Here is a 16,516-nt window from a genome sequence, read left to right as displayed (position 1 = left end):
AGAAGACGGAGCAGGACACATGACGCTTCCCGCCTGGAACGATCCGCAGTACAAGGCTGGGACTATGGTGAAGTCCGCGCTGTGGCTTGTGCAAGTGGTTGGTGAGGGCAACACCTTCACTAAGGAGCACGTCCGCCAAGCCTTCCCGGGCGTTTCGCAGGTGGACCGCCGTGTACGCGATCTTCGCGACTACGGCTGGGTCATCCTCACCAACACCGAGGACGCCACGCTCACCGCCGAGGATCAGCGCTTCGTCAAGGCTGGCGTGCCTGTTTGGGACCCTGCCGCCCGCCGAGCGGCCGCGCCTAACAAGGCGATATCGGCCAAGGACAAGCAGGCTGTTCTGCAACGTGACGACTACTTGTGCACCGTCTGTGGGATCTCTGGCGGTGAGCCCTACCTCGAGGACTCAAATCAGACGGCAGTGCTCTCCGTCGTGCGCGTAGAAGTAGTCCTGCCAGATGGCAGTGAGGAGATACTCCTCGCTACTCAATGTAAACGCTGTCGTGCGGGGCGAAGCGGAGACCCGGTTCGTGCTGACGAAGTTCTCGCGAATATCAAGGCCCTCGAATCGCATGAGCTGCGGCGACTCAGCCGATGGATGCAGCGGGGACGTCGCGGCTCAACGCCCTTAGAACGAGCGTGGGCCTCTTATCGGCGGCTGCCTGAAGAAGCGAAGCGAGCGGTGCTTGCTGCTCTGGAGGAAGGGCAACAGCAGCCGAACGGCTCTGTTCAGCGATCGGGTTGATCGCTCCGGAAATTCGCATAGCGGACAAGGCGGTGCGGGGGCGTCCTCTGGAGCAGATCATCGTAAGGGGACCAAGCTCTCTTGCATGGATGCTGGCAAGGACCCCCTGCGATCAGGGGTCAAGCTTCACGAGGCGCTTGGTGGCGTCCGACTGCCGTGGCGGTGCGGTTCACGTCGCCGGCTGCGATCGCCTCCACCAACTCTGTGTGGACATCAACGCGGTGGCGCAGGTAGCTAGTCGAGTCCGTGGTGGAGTCGGGGGTGGCGTGGGCGGACAGGTCTGAGATGCAGTGGGTCATCGTCAGGTAGACGGCTTTGGCCAGGTGGTTTGGGGTTATGTCGGCTATGCGTTCGTGCAGGGCCAGGTTTGCGCGGATGAAGCGGTCTCTGTTGGACGTCGCGCGCTTCAGTGCCGTGAGGAGTTTGCGTAGGGCGGTGATGTCCTGCTTGGTGCGGTGGCGGGCGGCGTCCAGCGCGATCAAGGGCTCCAATGAGTCGCGTACCGCGATTGCGTCAGCCACTGTCGTCGGCATCGTGCGTACCGAGAGCAAGGTATGGCGGAGGCGGACTATTGGGTTGGGGGCGGCGACGAAGAGGCCGCCGTTGCGGCCCGGGCGGATCTCCACCGTGCCGCGGTCGCTGAGCAGCCGGGCCGCCTCGCTGATCGTGGCGCGGCCGTAGCCCGACAGGTCGCGGAAGTCGTCCATGGTGCCGATCAGGTCGCCGGGGCCGAGGCCGCGGGCGTCGATCATGGACTCGATGTCGGTGGCGAGGGACTCGGCGCGGGTCGGAGGTGAACCGGAAAACACCCGAACCATTCTGGTCAATTGAGCGCGGCGGCGCTACGCTCCGGTCAACCCTTTGGAGGACGATGTGACCCCGCTGCTGCGACAGGTCCTGAGCCAGATCGACGGGCCCGATCCCCGGGTCAACGAGGTGGTCTCCGCGCTCGTCAAGCACCTGCACGCCTTCGTCGAGGAGGTGCGGCCCACCGAGCGCGAGTGGATCGCGGGGCTCGACTTCCTCATAGAGACCGGGCAGATGTGCACGCCGCATCGGAACGAGTTCATCCTGCTGTCCGACATGCTCGGTCTGACCAGCGCCGTGGACGACGTGAACAACGAGGGTCCCGAGGGCATGACGCCGTCCTCGGTGGAGGGGCCGTTCCACTCGCCCGCCCCCGAGCGGGAGCTTGGCGCGTGGATCAGCGCGGGGCCTGAGCGGGAGCGCGGGACGCCGACCGTGGTGCAGGGGCGGGTGCTCGACTGCGACGGCATGCCGCTGCCTGGCGCCGTGGTGGACGTGTGGCAGGCCAACGACACCGGCCTGTACGACACCCAGGACGACAGCCAGGACCTCGGCAACCTGCGCGGCCTGTTCACCACGGACACGGATGGGCGCTACTGGTTCCGTACGATCCGGCCGAGCAGTTACCCCGTGCCCACTGACGGCACCGCCGGGCGGCTGCTGCGGGCGGTCGGGCGGCATCCCATGCGGCCCGCGCACTTCCATTACCGGGTCACCGCCCCCGGATACCGGCCGTTGACCACGCACGTCTTCCTCGCCGGCGACCCCTATCTGGGCTCGGACGCGGCGTACGCGGTGAAGGACGCGCTGGTGCGCGAGCCGGTGCGGCGTGCGGACGGCGACGAGGAGATCACGTTCGACATCAAGCTGGTCCCACTGGACTGGAAGGAGGGGCAGTGAGGCTCGTCGGGGTCCGCGTGCGCGGGGACGACGTCGTACGGGTCGCGCGGCTCGACGGCGACACGGTGACGCTGCTCGCCGAGGTGAACGAGTTCTGGGCCGACGCCCGCAGCCTGGTCGCCAAGGTGGCGGGCATCAGGGAGGGGCTGCGGCTGGCCGACGGCAACGTGACGCTGTCCACGGAGGCCGTGACGTTCGTGCCGCCGGTGCCGCCGTCCGCGCGGGTGATCTGCGTGGGATTGAACTACCGGGCGCACGCGGCCGAGGGTTCCTTTGAGGTGCCCGAGCATCCGACGTTGTTCGGGCGGTGGACGGCGTCGCTGAGCGTGGGCGGGGTGCCGGTCGCGGTGCCGGCCGGTGAGGCGGGGCTGGACTGGGAGGGGGAGGTGGCGGCGTACGTCGCGGAGCCGGTGCGCGACGCCGACCCCACGACCGCGCTGAAGGCCGTGCTCGGCTACTCCACCTTCAACGACCTGACCGCGCGCCGCGCCCAGAAGCTCACCAGCCAGTGGACCTTGGGCAAGAACGCCGACCGCAGCGGCCCCCTGGGGCCGATCGTGACCGCCGACGAGGTGGGGGATCTGCGGGACGGGCTGCGGGTGCGTACCAGGGTGAACGGGAGTCTTGTCCAGGACGGCAACACCCGCGACATGATCTTCGGCGTCGGCGAGGTGCTGTCGCTGATCAGCCGCACGCTCACGCTCAACCCCGGCGACGTCATCGCCACCGGCACTCCCGACGGCGTCGGCTACGTGCGCACCCCGCCGTGGTTGCTGCAGCCCGGTGACGTGGTGGAGGTCGAGATCGACCGGCTCGGCGTGCTTCGTACCCCCATCACGGCCACCCTTCCCTAACCCCCGCGCCCGGTGTGCGAGGCCGGGCGCGCGGCGGCCGTTTAACCGGTGGGAAACTGTCGGACCCCGGTGATACACATCAGGTCCGCGTACGCTCACCACCGGCCGGGGAGACCATGTCCGTGACCACCAGCTCCGAGTTCGTCGTGACCGGTCCGCGCTTCGACCGGCGCGGGCCGGTGCGCTGGCTCTGGTCCCACCTGCGCCGACATCCGGTGCAGCTCGCCGGGTTCCTCGGCGGCTCGCTCGTGATGATCGTGCTCAACTCCGCCGTCCCGCAGCTCACCGGAGCCGCGTTCGACGCCGTGCTGGGCGGTGGTGGCGGTGCGGCCCGCACGCTGGGGCTGATCGTGGTGGCGCTGCTCGCCATCGTGGTCGCGCGCGGGCTGTTCGACCTGGTGGCCCGCATGTCCAGCGAAATGCTGGCCAAGCGGCTCGAACGCGACGCGCGCGACGAGCTCTACGCCAGCCTGCTCGGCAAGAGCCAGACCTTCCACAACCGGCAGCGGGTCGGCGACCTGATGGCCCGCGCCGCCAACGACATCAGGCAGCTGTCCTTCATGATCTCGCCCGGGGTCGATCTGATCGTCGACTCCGGGCTGCAGGGGCTGGTGCCGCTGTTCTTCATCGCCGCCATCGACCCTCGACTGCTGCTGGTGCCCGGGGTGTTCGGGGTGATCTTCGTGTTCGCGCTCTGGCACTACATGCGCCAGCTCAACCCGGTCGCGACGCAGATGCGGGAGCAGTTCGGCGAGGTCAACGCCGGGCTCAACCAGGCGGTGCGCGGCATCGAGGTGATCAAGGTGATGGCGCAGGAGGGGCAGGAACGCGTACGGTTCCGTGCCAACGCGCGCCGCTACCGGGATCTTTTCGTACGCAACGGGCTCGTCCAGGCTCGCTACCTGCCGACGTTGCTGTTCGCCTGCGCGCTCGCCGGGGCCCTGTGGCATGGGCTCTATCTCCAGGGCATGGGTGCGATCACCGTTGGCGACCTGGTGGCGTTCATGGGGCTGATGGTCATGCTGAGCTTTCCCACCCAGATGTCGATCTTCACCTTTTCGCTGGTGCAGATCGGCATCGCGTCCTCCCGGCGCATCCTCGGCATCATCACCGCCGAGACCGAGCTGCACCAGCCCGCCGACGGGCATGCCGGCCGCATCTCCGGCGAGATCGTCTTCGAGGACGTCACGTTCGGCTACGACGACGGGGAGCCGGCGCTGCGCGGGGTCAGCTTCACCGTCAAGCCCGGCGAGACGGTGGCGATCGTGGGGGAGACCGGGTCGGGCAAGAGCACGCTGACCAAGCTGGTGCCGCGCATCTACGACGTCACGTCCGGGCGCATCCTGGTCGACGGCGTTGACGTACGCGCCTGGGATCTCGACTCGCTGCGGTCCCAGATCTCCACCATCGAGCAGGACATCGTGCTGTTCTCGCGGTCCGTGGCCGAGAACATCGCGTTCAGCATGGGGCAGCGGGCCGATCGGGAGGCCGTGATCAGGGCGGCTGAGGACGCGCAGGCCGCCGAGTTCGTCAGCGAGCTGGAGGATGGCTACGACACGGTGATCGGTGAGCGTGGGGTCACCCTGTCGGGTGGGCAGCGGCAGCGGCTGGCCATCGCGCGGGCGTTGCTGACCGACCCGGCGATCCTCATCCTCGACGACTCCACCAGTGCCATCGACTCCGCCACCGAGGACAAGATCCAGCAGGCGATCGGGCGGGTGCTCGAAGGGCGTACGACGTTGCTGATCACCCATCGGCTCTCGCAGATCCGCTGGGCCGACAAGGTCGTGCTGTTGCGGCGGGGCGAGCTGGTCGACTGCGGGACCCACGACGAGCTGATCGCGCGCAGCCGCCTCTATCGCCGCATCTTCGCCCATTACGACGAGACCGACTACGCCGGGCCAGGCGACGCCACGCGCGAGGGTGACGGGGTCGGGGGTGGCGCGTCCGGGGGTGGCGCGTCTGGGGGTGGCGCGTCCGGGGATGGCGTGTCCGGTGGCGGGGCGCAGGCGCTCGCGCAGGAGCAGGGGGGTGTGCGCTGATGGGGTTCATCATGGACGGCCTCGACGCCGAGGACTACGACCGCACCTACAACGATCGTGACCTGTTGCGCCGCATCCTGGCCTACTTCCGGCCCAAGCTCGGGTCGATGGTGCTGGTCGCGGTGATGATCGTGCTGTCGTCCACCAGCCAGGCGTTCGTGCCGCTGTTGACCAGCCACGTCGTCGACGCCATCGCCGACGGCTCGATCGGGCGGGTCGGGTGGATGTTCGTGCTGGGGCTGCTGGCGGCGGGGGCGCTCGGGTGGGTGTTCAACTTCGTACGCCAGTCGTTCAGCTCGCGCGTCACCGGCGACGTGGTGCTCAAGCTGCGCGAAGACGCCTTCGACGCGGTTCTCGAGCGTGACATGTCCTTCTACGACGAGACGCCGTCGGGGCGCATCGTCAGCCGGGTCACCTCCGACACCGACGACTTCGCCACCGTCTCCACCCTGACGATGGACCTGATCAGCCAGGTGCTGATGGTCGGCATCGTGACGGCGCTGCTGTTCCTGCGCAGTGTCGAGCTGGCGCTGCTGACGTTGCTGGTCGTGCCCGTGGTGGTGGGGCTGGCGCTGCTGTTCAGGCGGCTCGCGCGGGCCAGCACCCGCCAGGCGCAGCGCTCGCTCAGCCGGGTCAACGCCAACCTGCAGGAGACCATGGGCGGCATCGCCGTCGCGAAGAACTTCCGCCAGGAACAGCAGGTCTACGACGAGTTCCGGCCGATCAACCGGCAGAGCTACCAGGTGACGTTGCGGCAGGGGTTCGTCTTCTCGGGCATCTTCCCGGTGCTGTTCCTGGTGGCGGGGCTGGCGACCGTCGCGCTCGTCCAGCTCGGCGGCTCGGCGGTGCTCAGCCGAGGGTTGTCCGCCGGTGACTGGTACCTGTTCCTCCAGGGGGTCGCGCTCTTCTGGATGCCGCTCACGTCCATCGCGGCGTTCTGGTCGCAGTTCCAGCAGGGGTTGTCGGCGTCGGAACGGGTGTTCGCGCTGATCGACGCGCCGCCCCGGGTCGTGCAGACGGACGCGCAGCCGGTCGGGCGGCTGGCCGGGCGCATCGAGTTCCAGGGCGTGACGTTCGGGTACGACCCCGCGCACCCCGTACTGCGCGACTTCGACCTGACCATCGAGGCAGGCGAGAGCGTGGCCCTCGTCGGGCACACCGGGGCCGGCAAGTCCACGCTCAGCAAGCTCATCACCCGGTTCTACGAGTTCCAGGACGGGAAGCTGCTGATCGACGGGCACGACATCCGTACGCTCGACCTCGGCTCCTACCGGCGGCAGATCGGCGCGGTGCCGCAGGCGCCGTTCCTGTTCAGCGGCACCGTCGCCGACAACATCCGCTACCCGCGGCCCGACGCCACCGATGAGGAGGTGCTGGCCGCCGCCTCGGCCGTGGGCGACGGCGACTGGATCGAGGCGCTGCCCGACGGGCTGCGCACCGACGTCGGCGAGCACGGGCGGGCGCTGTCCATGGGGCAGCGTCAGCTCGTCGCCCTGGCCCGGCTGCTCATCCAGGACCCGGCCATCGTCGTGCTCGACGAGGCCACGGCCAGCGTCGATCCGCTGACCGAGGCGCAGATCCAGGAGGGTCTCGACGTGGTGCTCGCCGGCCGCACCTCCATCGTCATCGCCCACCGGCTGTCCACCATCGAGCACATCGATCGCATCATCGTGCTCGACCACGGGCGGATCGTGGAGGAAGGCGACCACGCCTCGCTGCTGGCGCGCGAGGGCCGCTACTGCCAGGTCTACAACACCTACTTCCGCCACCAGTCCCCGAACTACCGCGCCGGCACGGGCTTCGTCCCGGTCAGCGAGGGCCAATTGACCGGCTCGGCATGACCGGCTCGGCATGACCGGCTCCGCCTGGCGGCGGGTTGGTGCCTCCAGGCAGGCAGTGCCGGGATGGCCGGTACCGGGGGAGGCGGCGACGGGTCTGTGGTGGCGGGTGGGTTATGAGGTCGCCTGCTAGCGGGCCTGGACGCCCAGGTTGGGGACGCCGAGTTGCCTTTTGAGGAGTTCGGCCTCGTGGTCGGGGAGTTGCCGGCGGATGGTCATCGCGTTGTCGAGGAGGGGGTTGTCTGTCAGGCGGATCTGGCGGACTCCCTCGGCGAACGCCTCCGGGTCCCAGCCGGCGGCGGCCTCGGCTTCCGCTGCCATCCGAGTGATCGACTCCGTGCTGGGTGGGGCGGCTATGCCGAGGCGGGTGGTGAGGCGGTCTCCTACCAGGAGGCCCGCGAGGTGGCTGCGGCCTGATACCGGGGTGCGGCGGGGGCGGGGGTCGGTGCCGTGGACCCAGGCCGTGACGATTTCCGCGACCAGGCGGGCGGCGGCGTGGCTGGGGCGGTCGGAGAGGCCGAGATCGCCGAGGTCGTACTGGTTGGTGGAGATGACCAGCGCCACGCGGTCCTTGGTCCAGCCTCTCGTGAAGTGGTTCCAGCCCCACAGGTACTCGCCGCCGTGGCCGATGTAGGGGTGCTCGCCGCTGTCGAAGACGTTGAAGACGAAGCCCACCGAGGCGTCCGTGCTGGGACCCATCAGGGTGCCGCCGGATGCCTGGGCGGTGAGCATCTGCTTGGCGCTCTCCGGGGTGAGGATCGAGCCTGAGTCCAGCTCGCCGCCGTTCAGGAGGGCCAGGATGAAGCGGGTGTGGTCGGACGGCGTGGTCAGCGCCGACCCGGCGGGCCAGTCGCCGGGGTAGAGGGGCGGCAGCGTGAGGCGCAGGCCCGGCAGGGTGGCGTAGCCGGTGGAGCGGCGGGCCAGCAGTTCGGCGGGCACATGGTCGGGGTGCTGGGCGGGTGGGAAGACGGTCGAGGTCATCCCCAGCGGGGCGAACACGTGTCGCGCCACCCACTCCGAGAACGTCACGCCGTCGGGGTTGAGCAGCTCGACCAGGTGGCCGACCAGGGCGATGCCGATGTTGCTGTACGTGTAGCGCTCGCCGACGGGCGCGGCCCAGAAGGGGAGCAGGGTGCCTCCGTACGCGTCCGATCGGGCCTCCGTCAGCACCCTGCGGAGGTGGTCGGCCAGCGGCGGGGGTGGGACGTGGTCCCAGTTGCCCATGTTCGTGCCGAGGCCGCTGCGGTGGGTCAGCAGGTCTCGCAAGGTGATGGAACGTTCCCCGAGCGGGTTGCGTACGTGCTCGTCCAGCGGGTCGTCCAGGCCGATCGCGCCGCGTTCGACGAGCTGGAGGGCGGCGACGGCGGTGTACGCCTTGCAGTCGGAGCCCGTGGGGCCGACCGTGCCGGGAGTCATGGGGCGGCCGGTGGCGACGTCCGCCAGGCCGTACGCCCTGGTCAGCGCCACCTCCGTGCCCACGCCGACGGTGAGTGAGAGGCCGGGGGCGCCGCAGTGGCCGAGGATCTCCGGCGTGAGGACGTCCAGCGCCTCCGCCAGCTTCTTGATGTCCATGCGTCAACGATTGCCTTGACGCCTCAAAACTGTCAAGGATTACGTTGACAGCATAATGGGAGAGTGCCCGAGCTACCCGACCTCACCGTCCTGCTGTCGATCGTCGAAGAGCGCAGTGAGGGCACCGACCCCTTGAGCCGCCTCACCGTCGCCGAAGGCGTGCTGTCCGAACTGGAGGGGGTCGGCGACCGGTTGCTCGGCTACCTCGTCGAGCTGGCCAGGGCCGAGGGCTGCTCGTGGTCCGACATCGGCGACCACCTCGGCATCAGCCGCCAGGCCGCCCAGCAGCGGTATGGTCGCCGCTGGTCCAGCCTGACCATGGCCGACCTCGCGCACTCGGGCGCGTTCGACCGCTACACCGGCCGCGCCAAGCAGACCCTGGAACGGGCAGAGGCCCACGCCCGCCGGCGAGGGGCCACCGCCGTCGGGGTCGATCACCTGCTGCTCGGCATCCTCGACGATCCCCAGACGCTGGCCGTACGGGCGATCGCCGCCCAGGGCGCGGACCCCGCCGCGCTCAGGGCCGACCTGGAACAGCAGCTCGCCGAGGGGCCAGGGTCTCCCGCGACGCTCCCCATCGGCGCCGACGCCCGCCGCGCCCTCCAGGCCGCGCTGGTCGAGACGGCCGAGCTGCGGCACAACTACGTCGGCACCGAGCACATGCTGCTCGGCCTCCTGCGCGAGAAGTCGATCGGCCTGCTGCGCGAGCGCGGGGTCATGCTCGAACCGACACGCGCCGCCGTACGGGCGGCGCTGGAGGCGATCCTGCGCGCCCGGGAAAGCTAGCGACGTACAAGACCCAGCCGCAACGCACCGGGCGGGTGTGGGTTTGTGCGGGGGATGACGAGAGGGGCGGTACAGCTAGCGCTACCTTGTGCTGGCCCGTCTACGGGATCGCGACGGCCTGACAGCGCTCAGTAGCGTTTCCAGCATGATCACTCGACGCACCCTCCGCTGGACCGGCGCCTCCGCCCTCGCCCTCGCCGTCCTGGCCGGCCCCGCCGTGACCGCCGCCCACGCCGCCGCCCCCAAGGCGTCTTTCCAGGACGTCCTCGACGGCCTGGTCACCAAGGACAAGTTCCCCGCCGCCATCGCCACCATCCAGGACAAGGACGGCGAGATGACCGACTACACGGCAGGCAAGGGCGAGCCGCCCGCCGACGGGTACGTCCGCATCGGCAGCAACACCAAGACCTTCACGGCGGTGACGATCCTGCAGCTGGCCGGGGAGGGCAAGGTCAGGCTGGACGGCCCGGTCGAGAAGTACCTGCCGGGCCTGCTGCGCGGCAAGGGCGTCGACGGCCGCCGCATCACCGTACGGCAGCTGCTCCAGCACACCAGCGGCCTGCCCGAGTACACCGACTTCCTGGCGAAGGGCGCGCTGCCGTACCAGCACATCTACTTCCAGCCCCGCGACCTGCTGGACATGGCGCTGAAGAAGAAGGCCCAGTTCGCGCCCGGCACGAAGTGGTCGTACACGAACACCAACTTCCTCGTCGCCGGCCTGATCATCGAGAAGGTCACCGGCCGTCCGGCCGCCGAGGAGATCGAGAAGCGGACCGTGAAGAAGCTGGGCCTCCAGCACACGTACTTCCCGAACGTCGGCGACCAGGGCATCCGCGACCCGCACCCGACCGGCTACCACCGCGACGACCCGGCCAAGCCGATGACCGACGTGTCCACCTATGAGCCGTCCGGCGCCTGGACCGCCGGCCAGATGATCTCGACGCCGAGCGACCTCAACCGCTTCTTCACCGCGCTCCTCGACGGCAAGCTGCTCAAGCCCGCGCAGCTCAAGCAGATGCGCACCACCGTCAAGGCGCCTGAGCTGGGCCCCGGCGGCCGGTACGGGCTCGGCATCAGCGCCGTCAAGCTGTCCTGCGGGGGCACGGCTTGGGGTCACGGCGGGGCGATCCCCGGCTTCTACACGGCGAACGCCGCCACCGAGGACGGCCGCGCCGCCGCCATCGCGGTCACCCACCTGCCGACGACCGCGCCCGCCCAGCAGCACGTCGAGGCCGCCCTGGAGGCGGCCCTGTGCGCGCGGTCCTGACCCGGTCCTGAGCCGGTCAGTCGTTGTCCACGAGGCGGGCGGGGAAGCCGCCCGTCGCGATGGGCCCCCAGCGGTCGATGGTGATGCGGATCAGCGACTTGTCCTGGCGGCGCATGGCCTCGCGGTATTCGTCCCAGTCGGGGTGCTCGCCGGCGATGCACCGGTAGTACTCGACCAGCGGCTCCAGCGCCGCCGGCATGTCGAGCACCTCGGCCTGCCCGTCGACCTGCACGTAAGGGCCGTTCCAGTCGTCGGACAGCACGCACATCGACACGCGGGGGTCGCGCCGGGCGTTCACGGCCTTGGCGCGGTCGGGATAGGTGGACACCACGATCCGGCCTGACTCGTCCACGCCGCACGAGACCGGCGACAGCTGCGGGCGGCCGTCGGCGCGGGTGGTGGAGAGCAGGCCGTGGTGGCGGGGACGGAGGAAGTCGAGCAGCTCGGGGAGCTCGACGCGGCGGGCGGTGGCGATGCTCGGTGCCATCTGCAGATGCCTCTCATCACGCAGTCAGTGCAACAAGCCCGATCCTGCCACCCGCCCGGGAGCGATCTTCACAGGGTGGTCAGTCCGACGCCGGCCAGGACGAGGCTCGCCGCGCATGCCACGTTCCTGATCGTGTTCCAGCGGGTCCAGCGCGGCGCGTACTCCTGGTAGGACATGGTGCCGGCGTCCAGGGCGTTGTTCATCGGTACGTTGATCGCCACCGTGACGAGGAACGACCCGACCGCGTTGACCGCCGCCGCGGCGTAGAACCACGGCGAGCCGCCGACGATCCCGGCCGCCAGCGCGGCCAGCGGCGAGCCCATGAAGACGATGTACAGCCACGGGTTGAGGATCTTCCGGTTGATACCGCGCATCGCCGCCTCGGCCTGGGCGGGGTCGATGGCGTTCAGGCCCGGCATGACGGACATGGAGAAGGCGTAGAACAGGCCCGTGAGGGCGCCGTGCAGCAGGAGGGTGATGAGAGCCAGAACCATCATGCCTTCATGGTGACGGCAGCGAGGTGAGACGGGCCATGGTCGTTCCGCTCATACGCATAAGAGAACGTCTCACGAGGGCTGTGACGGTCATCACGTTCGCTGTGTGCATTCGTCCACAGTTGATCCGCGTGGGGCTCCGTAATGTCCCTGTCAACGGATCACACCGACGACGGGGAGGAACCCGAAATGCGTAAGACTCTGGCGATCGCTGCTCTTGCCGGTTCGATGGCTGTCACCGGTCTGGCGATGACCGCGCCGGCTCAGGCTTCGGCGGGGACGTCGTGGGGGAAGGTGTTCTCCAGTGACCACAAGGCGTACACGTTCGGCAAGACGTGGAAGTCGGGTGGCAAGGTGTTCACGAAGTGGTACGGGGTGGACAAGCGGGGCGGGAAGAAGGGCTGGGTCTGGTTCGAGGTGTACCAGAACGGCCACTGGACCAAGTTCAACAAGGCGTGGGACGGCAAGGTCGTCGGCACGTGGAGCGGGCACGGGATCGAGAAGGTCTACACGTTCACCTGCTGGGCCGGGAAGTTCGACAACTGCGGCAAGAAGTACCGCATCTACTAAAACTTGGGGGAGGCCCCACGCGTGTCTCCCCGCGTCGTGACGGGTGATCGGGCGAGGCTTGCCTGGACAGGTTCCGGCCCGACAGGCAGGCTCTCATGCTCGGACGATCCTTCGCCGCCCTCGCCCTGACCACCGCCGTTCTCACGCATCCGGCTCCGGCGCACGCCGTGACGCTGGAGCAGAAGCTGGCCACGCTCGCCGCGTTCACCCAGCCCACCGACGCCAGCTCAGCAGCCTGGCGGGACGCCTGGTCCGACCGGGGCTCGTGGGCCGCGTACGCCTTCGACTGGACCACCGACCAGTGCTCGGCCAGCCCCGACAAGCCGCTCGGCTTCGACTTCAGGATGCCCTGCACGCGGCACGACTTCGGCTACCGCAACTACAAGGCGGTCAGCCGGTTCACGGAGAACAAGGCGCACGTGGACGACGCCTTCCTGCACGACCTGCGCCAGGTGTGCGCCGGTCACGAAGGGGCGCGCAGGAGGGTGTGCGAGCGGCTCGCCTGGTCGTACTACCAGGCGGTGCGGCGGCTCGGCGCGCTGGTGCCGGGGGACAGGCTCGACGAGTTCGCCTGATACCGGGGAACTCCGGGCGATAGTCTGCTCGCGATCATCGTCGTCGCGGGCGGAGGGGGAAGCGGTGCCAGGCCCGACGCGCGACCCGGAGCAGGTGGGACCGTACCGGATCGTGGGGCGGCTCGGCGCCGGCGGGATGGGGGTCGTGTACGCCGGCGTGGACGCGGCCGGTCTGCGCGCGGCCGTGAAGCTCATCCACGACTCGCACGCCGCCGACCAGGAGTTCAGGGCGCGGTTCCGGCGTGAGGTCGCGATGCTGCGCCGGGTGCGGGGCGCCTACTGCGTACGCATCCTGGCCGACGGCGCCGACGCGGCGCAGCCCTGGCTGGCCACCGAGTACATCGCGGGCCGGACCCTGACCGAGCACGTCGCCGAGCACGGCCCGCTGCGCGGCGACGAGCTGTACGGCCTGGCCGCCGGGCTCGCCGAGGCGCTGACCGCCGTGCACGCGGCCGGGGTCGTGCACCGTGACCTGAAGCCGTCCAACCTGATGCTGTCGCCGGACGGGCCCCGGCTGGTGGACTTCGGCATCGCCCGCGCCCTCGACGGCACCGCCCTGACGGCGACCGGCCACGTGGTGGGCTCGCCGGGGTGGGTGAGCCCCGAGGAGTACGCGGGCGGCCCGACCGGTCCTGCCGCCGACGTGTACGGCTGGGCGCTGGTCGTCGTGTACGCGGCTACGGGGCGGCAGCCGTACGGGAGCGAGCGGCCCGAGGTGCTCGCGCTGCGCGTGCTGCGGAACCCGGTGGACACCGCCGCCTTACCGCCCGCGCTCAGAGCCTTGGCCGATCGAGCCCTGTCGAAGGCGCCCGAGCAGCGGCCGGCGATGGGCGAGGTGCTCGCGGCGGTCGCCACCGCGTGGCGCGGGCAGCCGGTCGCCCCGGTGGACGCGGTCGCCGACATCACCGACCGGGTCAAGCGCACCTGGCCGTCCCGGACGAGCGGCGCGACATCCTGGCCGCCTGCCGCGACCGCCCGGCCCGGCGGCGCCTCCGGGCCCTCAGGGCAGCCGGCGACCGTGTCGCCCCGGCGTCGCGTCAAGGTCGTGCCGGTCGCCGCCGTCGCGACGGCCGCCGTGCTCACGGGCGTGATCCTGCTGAACACCCTCCCTGGCGCGACCACCGCCCAAGGACCGAGCGCGACCGAGACCACCGGGCAACGACCGAACGCCACCGAGCCCAGCGAGCAGGAGCCGACCGGCACCACCGGGCGGGGCGCCACCCCGGCGACCGAACCGGCCGGCCCCACGTCGGCACCCGCGCCCCGTACCCAGGCCGACCTGGCCGCCGCCCTCGACCTCGCGCTCAGCGCGACCCCCGCCGCGTCCTTCTCGTACGAGGGCGGCTTCACCCAGAGCGCCGCCACCGCCGTGGCCTCCGGCCGCCTGCACCACGACGACGCCTCCGACTCCGACGCCTTCACCATGCACGTCAATCCCGCCGACGGCTCAGGAGCCGCGGACTACGTCATCGCGGACGACGAGCTGTACGTGGACCGGCCGGGCGCCCGAGCCCTGACCCTGGAGCAGAAGACGGCCGACAAGCCGTGGTTCGCCCTGCTGGTCGCGGGCACCGCGGGACCGTCCGTCATCAGGGACGTCGTCCAGAACAGCACGACCTTCCAGGCCAAGGGCCGCACCTACTCGGGTGGCCTGCCCACCACCACGGTCGCCGGCCGGCTGCGGACCCTGCTCGCCTCCTGGCTGGGCGGCCAGGTGCCGGACGACGACAAGTCCTTCCTCACGTACGAGCTGACCCTCGGCTCCCAGAACCGCCCTGCGAGGTTCGAGCTGGCGTGGAAGGTGCCGATGGGCGTGAACGGCACGTACGAATCGGTCTTCACCACCAAGTACGCCAAATGGCAGGAGTCCGGCGCGATCACCAAACCCTGAACGGCCCGCCACCAGAGGGACGGGCCGTCGGAGACGAAGGGGTCAGCAGGAGAGGTTGCCGCCCGGCGAGACACCGAGGATCTGGGTGAAGCGCTGGTAGCTGTTGATCCGGCTCTGGACCTGGGCCGGGTTGCCGCCGTTGCACTCCACGCGGCCGTTGATGCTCCGGATGGTCTCCCCGAAGCCGCGGCCGTTGACGATCGCGTTGTGGGCGGTCATGGTGCCGGGGCCGTTCTGGGTCATCCAGTACCAGATGGCCGTCTTCCAGGCGACGGAGGCGTCCTGCTGCACCAGCCACGGGTTGGTGAGCAGGGGCAGGCCGAGCGCGTCACCGGCGGCCTTGTAGTTGTAGTTCCAGCTCAGCTGCATGGGGCCGCGGCCGTAGTAGGCGGACTGGCCGGCCGGGCAGCCGAACGACTGGCCGGGGTCGCAATAGTGGGAGTAGTTCGCGGTGTTCTGCTCCACGATGTGGACGAGGCCGCCGGTCTCGTGGCCGACGTTCGCGAGGAAGGCCGCCGCCTCCTGCTTCCTGACGGTGTCGCTGCCGGTCTTGGCGAAGGCGGGGTACGCGCTCAGGGCCGCGACGAGGCCGCTGTAGGTGTAGAAGGAGTTCCGGCCCGGGAACATCTGGTCGAACTGCGCCTGGCTCACCACGAACCCGGACGGGTCGGGCGGCGGGTCGGTGGGGCCGCCGCCGTTGCAGGTGTACGGGTCCCAGTACCAGTGGCTGATCACCGGGTCGTAGCCGGGGTTCTCGTGGACGGCGATGTAGTGGTTGCCGTCGGTGTAGCGGACGATGCTGCCCACGGCGTACCACTGTCCCGCCACCCAGTTCGGGTAGCTGCAGGACGTTTCGCCGCCGCTGCCGCCGGTGCAGGTGCCCTGGTCGGCCCAGACGGCGGCGCTGCCCGGCGTCTCGCCCTGGGTCCACCACTGAGCCCTCCAGTTGCGCCCGTTGTAGGACGCCGTCGCCCCGCCGGTGTAGACCGCCGAGGAGCTCCAGGCGCCGGCGCAGGCGGCGGCGTTCGCCGCACTCGGCACGAGCACCGCGAGCACGCCCGCGGCCAGGCATAACGCCGCCAGGTGGGCCAGGAGTCTACGCACGTGACCACTCCCTCAATCTCTTAGGAAAGTTTCCTAAGGATTAACGGAAGACCTGCCCCTGCGCAAGGCCCAAAGTCAGGGCGCCTCCTCGGTGGCCGTCCGATCGGCGAGGCGCTCGTACCGCTGCCGGGCCGCCTGCGCGGTGCCGAGCCCCAGCCCGAACGCGATCTCCTGCCACGTCATCCCCCGCCCCCGCGCCATCTCCAGCAATCCGGCCTCCAGCGCATCCATCTCACTCCGCACCAGCGGAACAAGGCTCAGCGCGGCGGTGATGTCCGCCTGATCCACGGCAGGCTCCCCGTCATCGACCGAGGCGGCCCCACTGAGCAGGAACGTCACCAGCCTGACAGCCTCATGAGGCCCGAGCATCGACGGATGAACCTGCCGAAGCCGCTGCTCGTCGGTGGCGGCATGCCGCTCGGCGATCCGAAAAAGGGACGCGTGCACCCGTTCGGCCCGCGCCTGCTCGGGGTGCGGCGCGGTGAAGGGGTCGGACTGCTGGGAGTTCTGCATGGGATCACTGTGGCGGAAGCAACCGATACTTGTCAACATACCGTTTTGAACAACCCGTTCAAAGCGGC

Annotated in this window: 16 protein-coding genes; 10 read left to right on the top strand and 6 right to left on the bottom strand. The window is 69.8% G+C overall.

What is annotated here, in order from left to right; all coding sequences use genetic code 11:
* The first annotated feature begins 19 nt into the window (after nt 1-19).
* Entirely contained in the window at nt 20-748 is a 729-nt protein-coding gene (locus tag AB0K12_RS33110; RefSeq protein WP_364570080.1) for a hypothetical protein, read from the top strand.
* Nucleotides 749-867: 119 nt separating this feature from the next.
* On the opposite strand, the gene AB0K12_RS33105 is transcribed toward AB0K12_RS33110, so the two are convergent.
* Nucleotides 868-1,500: an FCD domain-containing protein gene (locus tag AB0K12_RS33105; protein ID WP_364570077.1), complete on the bottom strand. Its 633-nt coding sequence runs from the start codon at nt 1,498-1,500 to the stop codon at nt 868-870.
* Between the two features lie 109 nt (nt 1,501-1,609).
* Here AB0K12_RS33105 and AB0K12_RS33100 point away from each other — a divergent pair, with 109 nt between their 5' ends.
* The 4 genes from AB0K12_RS33100 (at nt 1,610) to AB0K12_RS33085 (ending at nt 7,192) form a co-directional block, all read left to right on the top strand.
* Entirely contained in the window at nt 1,610-2,455 is an 846-nt protein-coding gene (locus tag AB0K12_RS33100; RefSeq protein ID WP_364570074.1) for a dioxygenase, read from the top strand.
* Nucleotides 2,452-3,309 (top strand): fumarylacetoacetate hydrolase family protein, encoded by an 858-nt coding sequence (locus AB0K12_RS33095; protein WP_364570071.1) that lies wholly within the window; start codon nt 2,452-2,454, stop codon nt 3,307-3,309. The genes AB0K12_RS33100 and AB0K12_RS33095 overlap by 4 nt, the downstream gene beginning before the upstream one ends.
* 122 nt (nt 3,310-3,431) lie before the next feature.
* Complete coding sequence (locus AB0K12_RS33090) at nt 3,432-5,351, top strand: ABC transporter ATP-binding protein (protein WP_364570067.1); 1,920 nt, start codon at nt 3,432-3,434, stop codon at nt 5,349-5,351.
* On the top strand, nt 5,351-7,192 hold the full coding sequence (locus tag AB0K12_RS33085; RefSeq protein WP_364570064.1) for an ABC transporter ATP-binding protein: 1,842 nt from the start codon (nt 5,351-5,353) through the stop codon (nt 7,190-7,192). Before AB0K12_RS33090 ends, AB0K12_RS33085 begins: the two co-directional genes overlap by 1 nt.
* Nucleotides 7,193-7,318: 126 nt before the next feature.
* Here the strand turns inward: AB0K12_RS33085 and AB0K12_RS33080 are convergent, their stop codons facing one another.
* Nucleotides 7,319-8,761 (bottom strand): serine hydrolase domain-containing protein, encoded by a 1,443-nt coding sequence (locus AB0K12_RS33080; RefSeq protein WP_364570061.1) that lies wholly within the window; start codon nt 8,759-8,761, stop codon nt 7,319-7,321.
* Between the two features lie 63 nt (nt 8,762-8,824).
* Here AB0K12_RS33080 and AB0K12_RS33075 point away from each other — a divergent pair, with 63 nt between their 5' ends.
* Entirely contained in the window at nt 8,825-9,547 is a 723-nt protein-coding gene (locus AB0K12_RS33075) for a Clp protease N-terminal domain-containing protein (protein ID WP_364570058.1), read from the top strand.
* Nucleotides 9,548-9,692: 145 nt separating this feature from the next.
* The gene (locus AB0K12_RS33070) at nt 9,693-10,814 is read left to right on the top strand and encodes a serine hydrolase domain-containing protein (protein ID WP_364570055.1); all 1,122 of its coding nucleotides are present in this window, start codon (nt 9,693-9,695) and stop codon (nt 10,812-10,814) included.
* A gap of 16 nt (nt 10,815-10,830) precedes the next feature.
* Here AB0K12_RS33070 and AB0K12_RS33065 read toward each other — a convergent pair whose 3' ends face one another.
* Both AB0K12_RS33065 and AB0K12_RS33060 read right to left on the bottom strand, forming a co-directional pair.
* Entirely contained in the window at nt 10,831-11,301 is a 471-nt protein-coding gene (locus tag AB0K12_RS33065) for a PPOX class F420-dependent oxidoreductase (protein WP_364570052.1), read from the bottom strand.
* Between the two features lie 68 nt (nt 11,302-11,369).
* Complete coding sequence (locus AB0K12_RS33060) at nt 11,370-11,798, bottom strand: anthrone oxygenase family protein (protein WP_364570049.1); 429 nt, start codon at nt 11,796-11,798, stop codon at nt 11,370-11,372.
* A gap of 186 nt (nt 11,799-11,984) precedes the next feature.
* Here AB0K12_RS33060 and AB0K12_RS33055 point away from each other — a divergent pair, with 186 nt between their 5' ends.
* The 3 genes from AB0K12_RS33055 (at nt 11,985) to AB0K12_RS33045 (ending at nt 14,831) form a co-directional block, all read left to right on the top strand.
* The gene (locus AB0K12_RS33055) at nt 11,985-12,365 is read left to right on the top strand and encodes a hypothetical protein (protein ID WP_364570046.1); all 381 of its coding nucleotides are present in this window, start codon (nt 11,985-11,987) and stop codon (nt 12,363-12,365) included.
* A 95-nt stretch (nt 12,366-12,460) separates the two neighbouring features.
* The gene (locus AB0K12_RS33050) at nt 12,461-12,940 is read left to right on the top strand and encodes a phospholipase (protein ID WP_364570043.1); all 480 of its coding nucleotides are present in this window, start codon (nt 12,461-12,463) and stop codon (nt 12,938-12,940) included.
* Nucleotides 12,941-13,004: 64 nt separating this feature from the next.
* Nucleotides 13,005-14,831, top strand: a complete 1,827-nt coding sequence (locus AB0K12_RS33045; protein WP_364570041.1) for a protein kinase — start codon at nt 13,005-13,007, stop codon at nt 14,829-14,831.
* A gap of 42 nt (nt 14,832-14,873) precedes the next feature.
* Here the strand turns inward: AB0K12_RS33045 and AB0K12_RS33040 are convergent, their stop codons facing one another.
* Nucleotides 14,874-15,935, bottom strand: coding sequence for a glycoside hydrolase family 19 protein (locus AB0K12_RS33040; protein WP_364570038.1), 1,062 nt, complete (start codon nt 15,933-15,935; stop codon nt 14,874-14,876).
* Nucleotides 15,936-16,010: 75 nt separating this feature from the next.
* Complete coding sequence (locus AB0K12_RS33035; RefSeq protein WP_364570034.1) at nt 16,011-16,448, bottom strand: DNA-binding protein; 438 nt, start codon at nt 16,446-16,448, stop codon at nt 16,011-16,013.
* Nucleotides 16,449-16,516: the final 68 nt, after the last annotated feature.

The organism is Nonomuraea sp. NPDC049419 (assembly GCF_040676995.1).
Classification (GTDB): domain Bacteria; phylum Actinomycetota; class Actinomycetes; order Streptosporangiales; family Streptosporangiaceae; genus Nonomuraea; species Nonomuraea salmonea.
The sequence above is the reverse complement of the archived record's forward strand: the minus strand, read 5'-3'. Positions and strand labels throughout refer to the sequence as shown.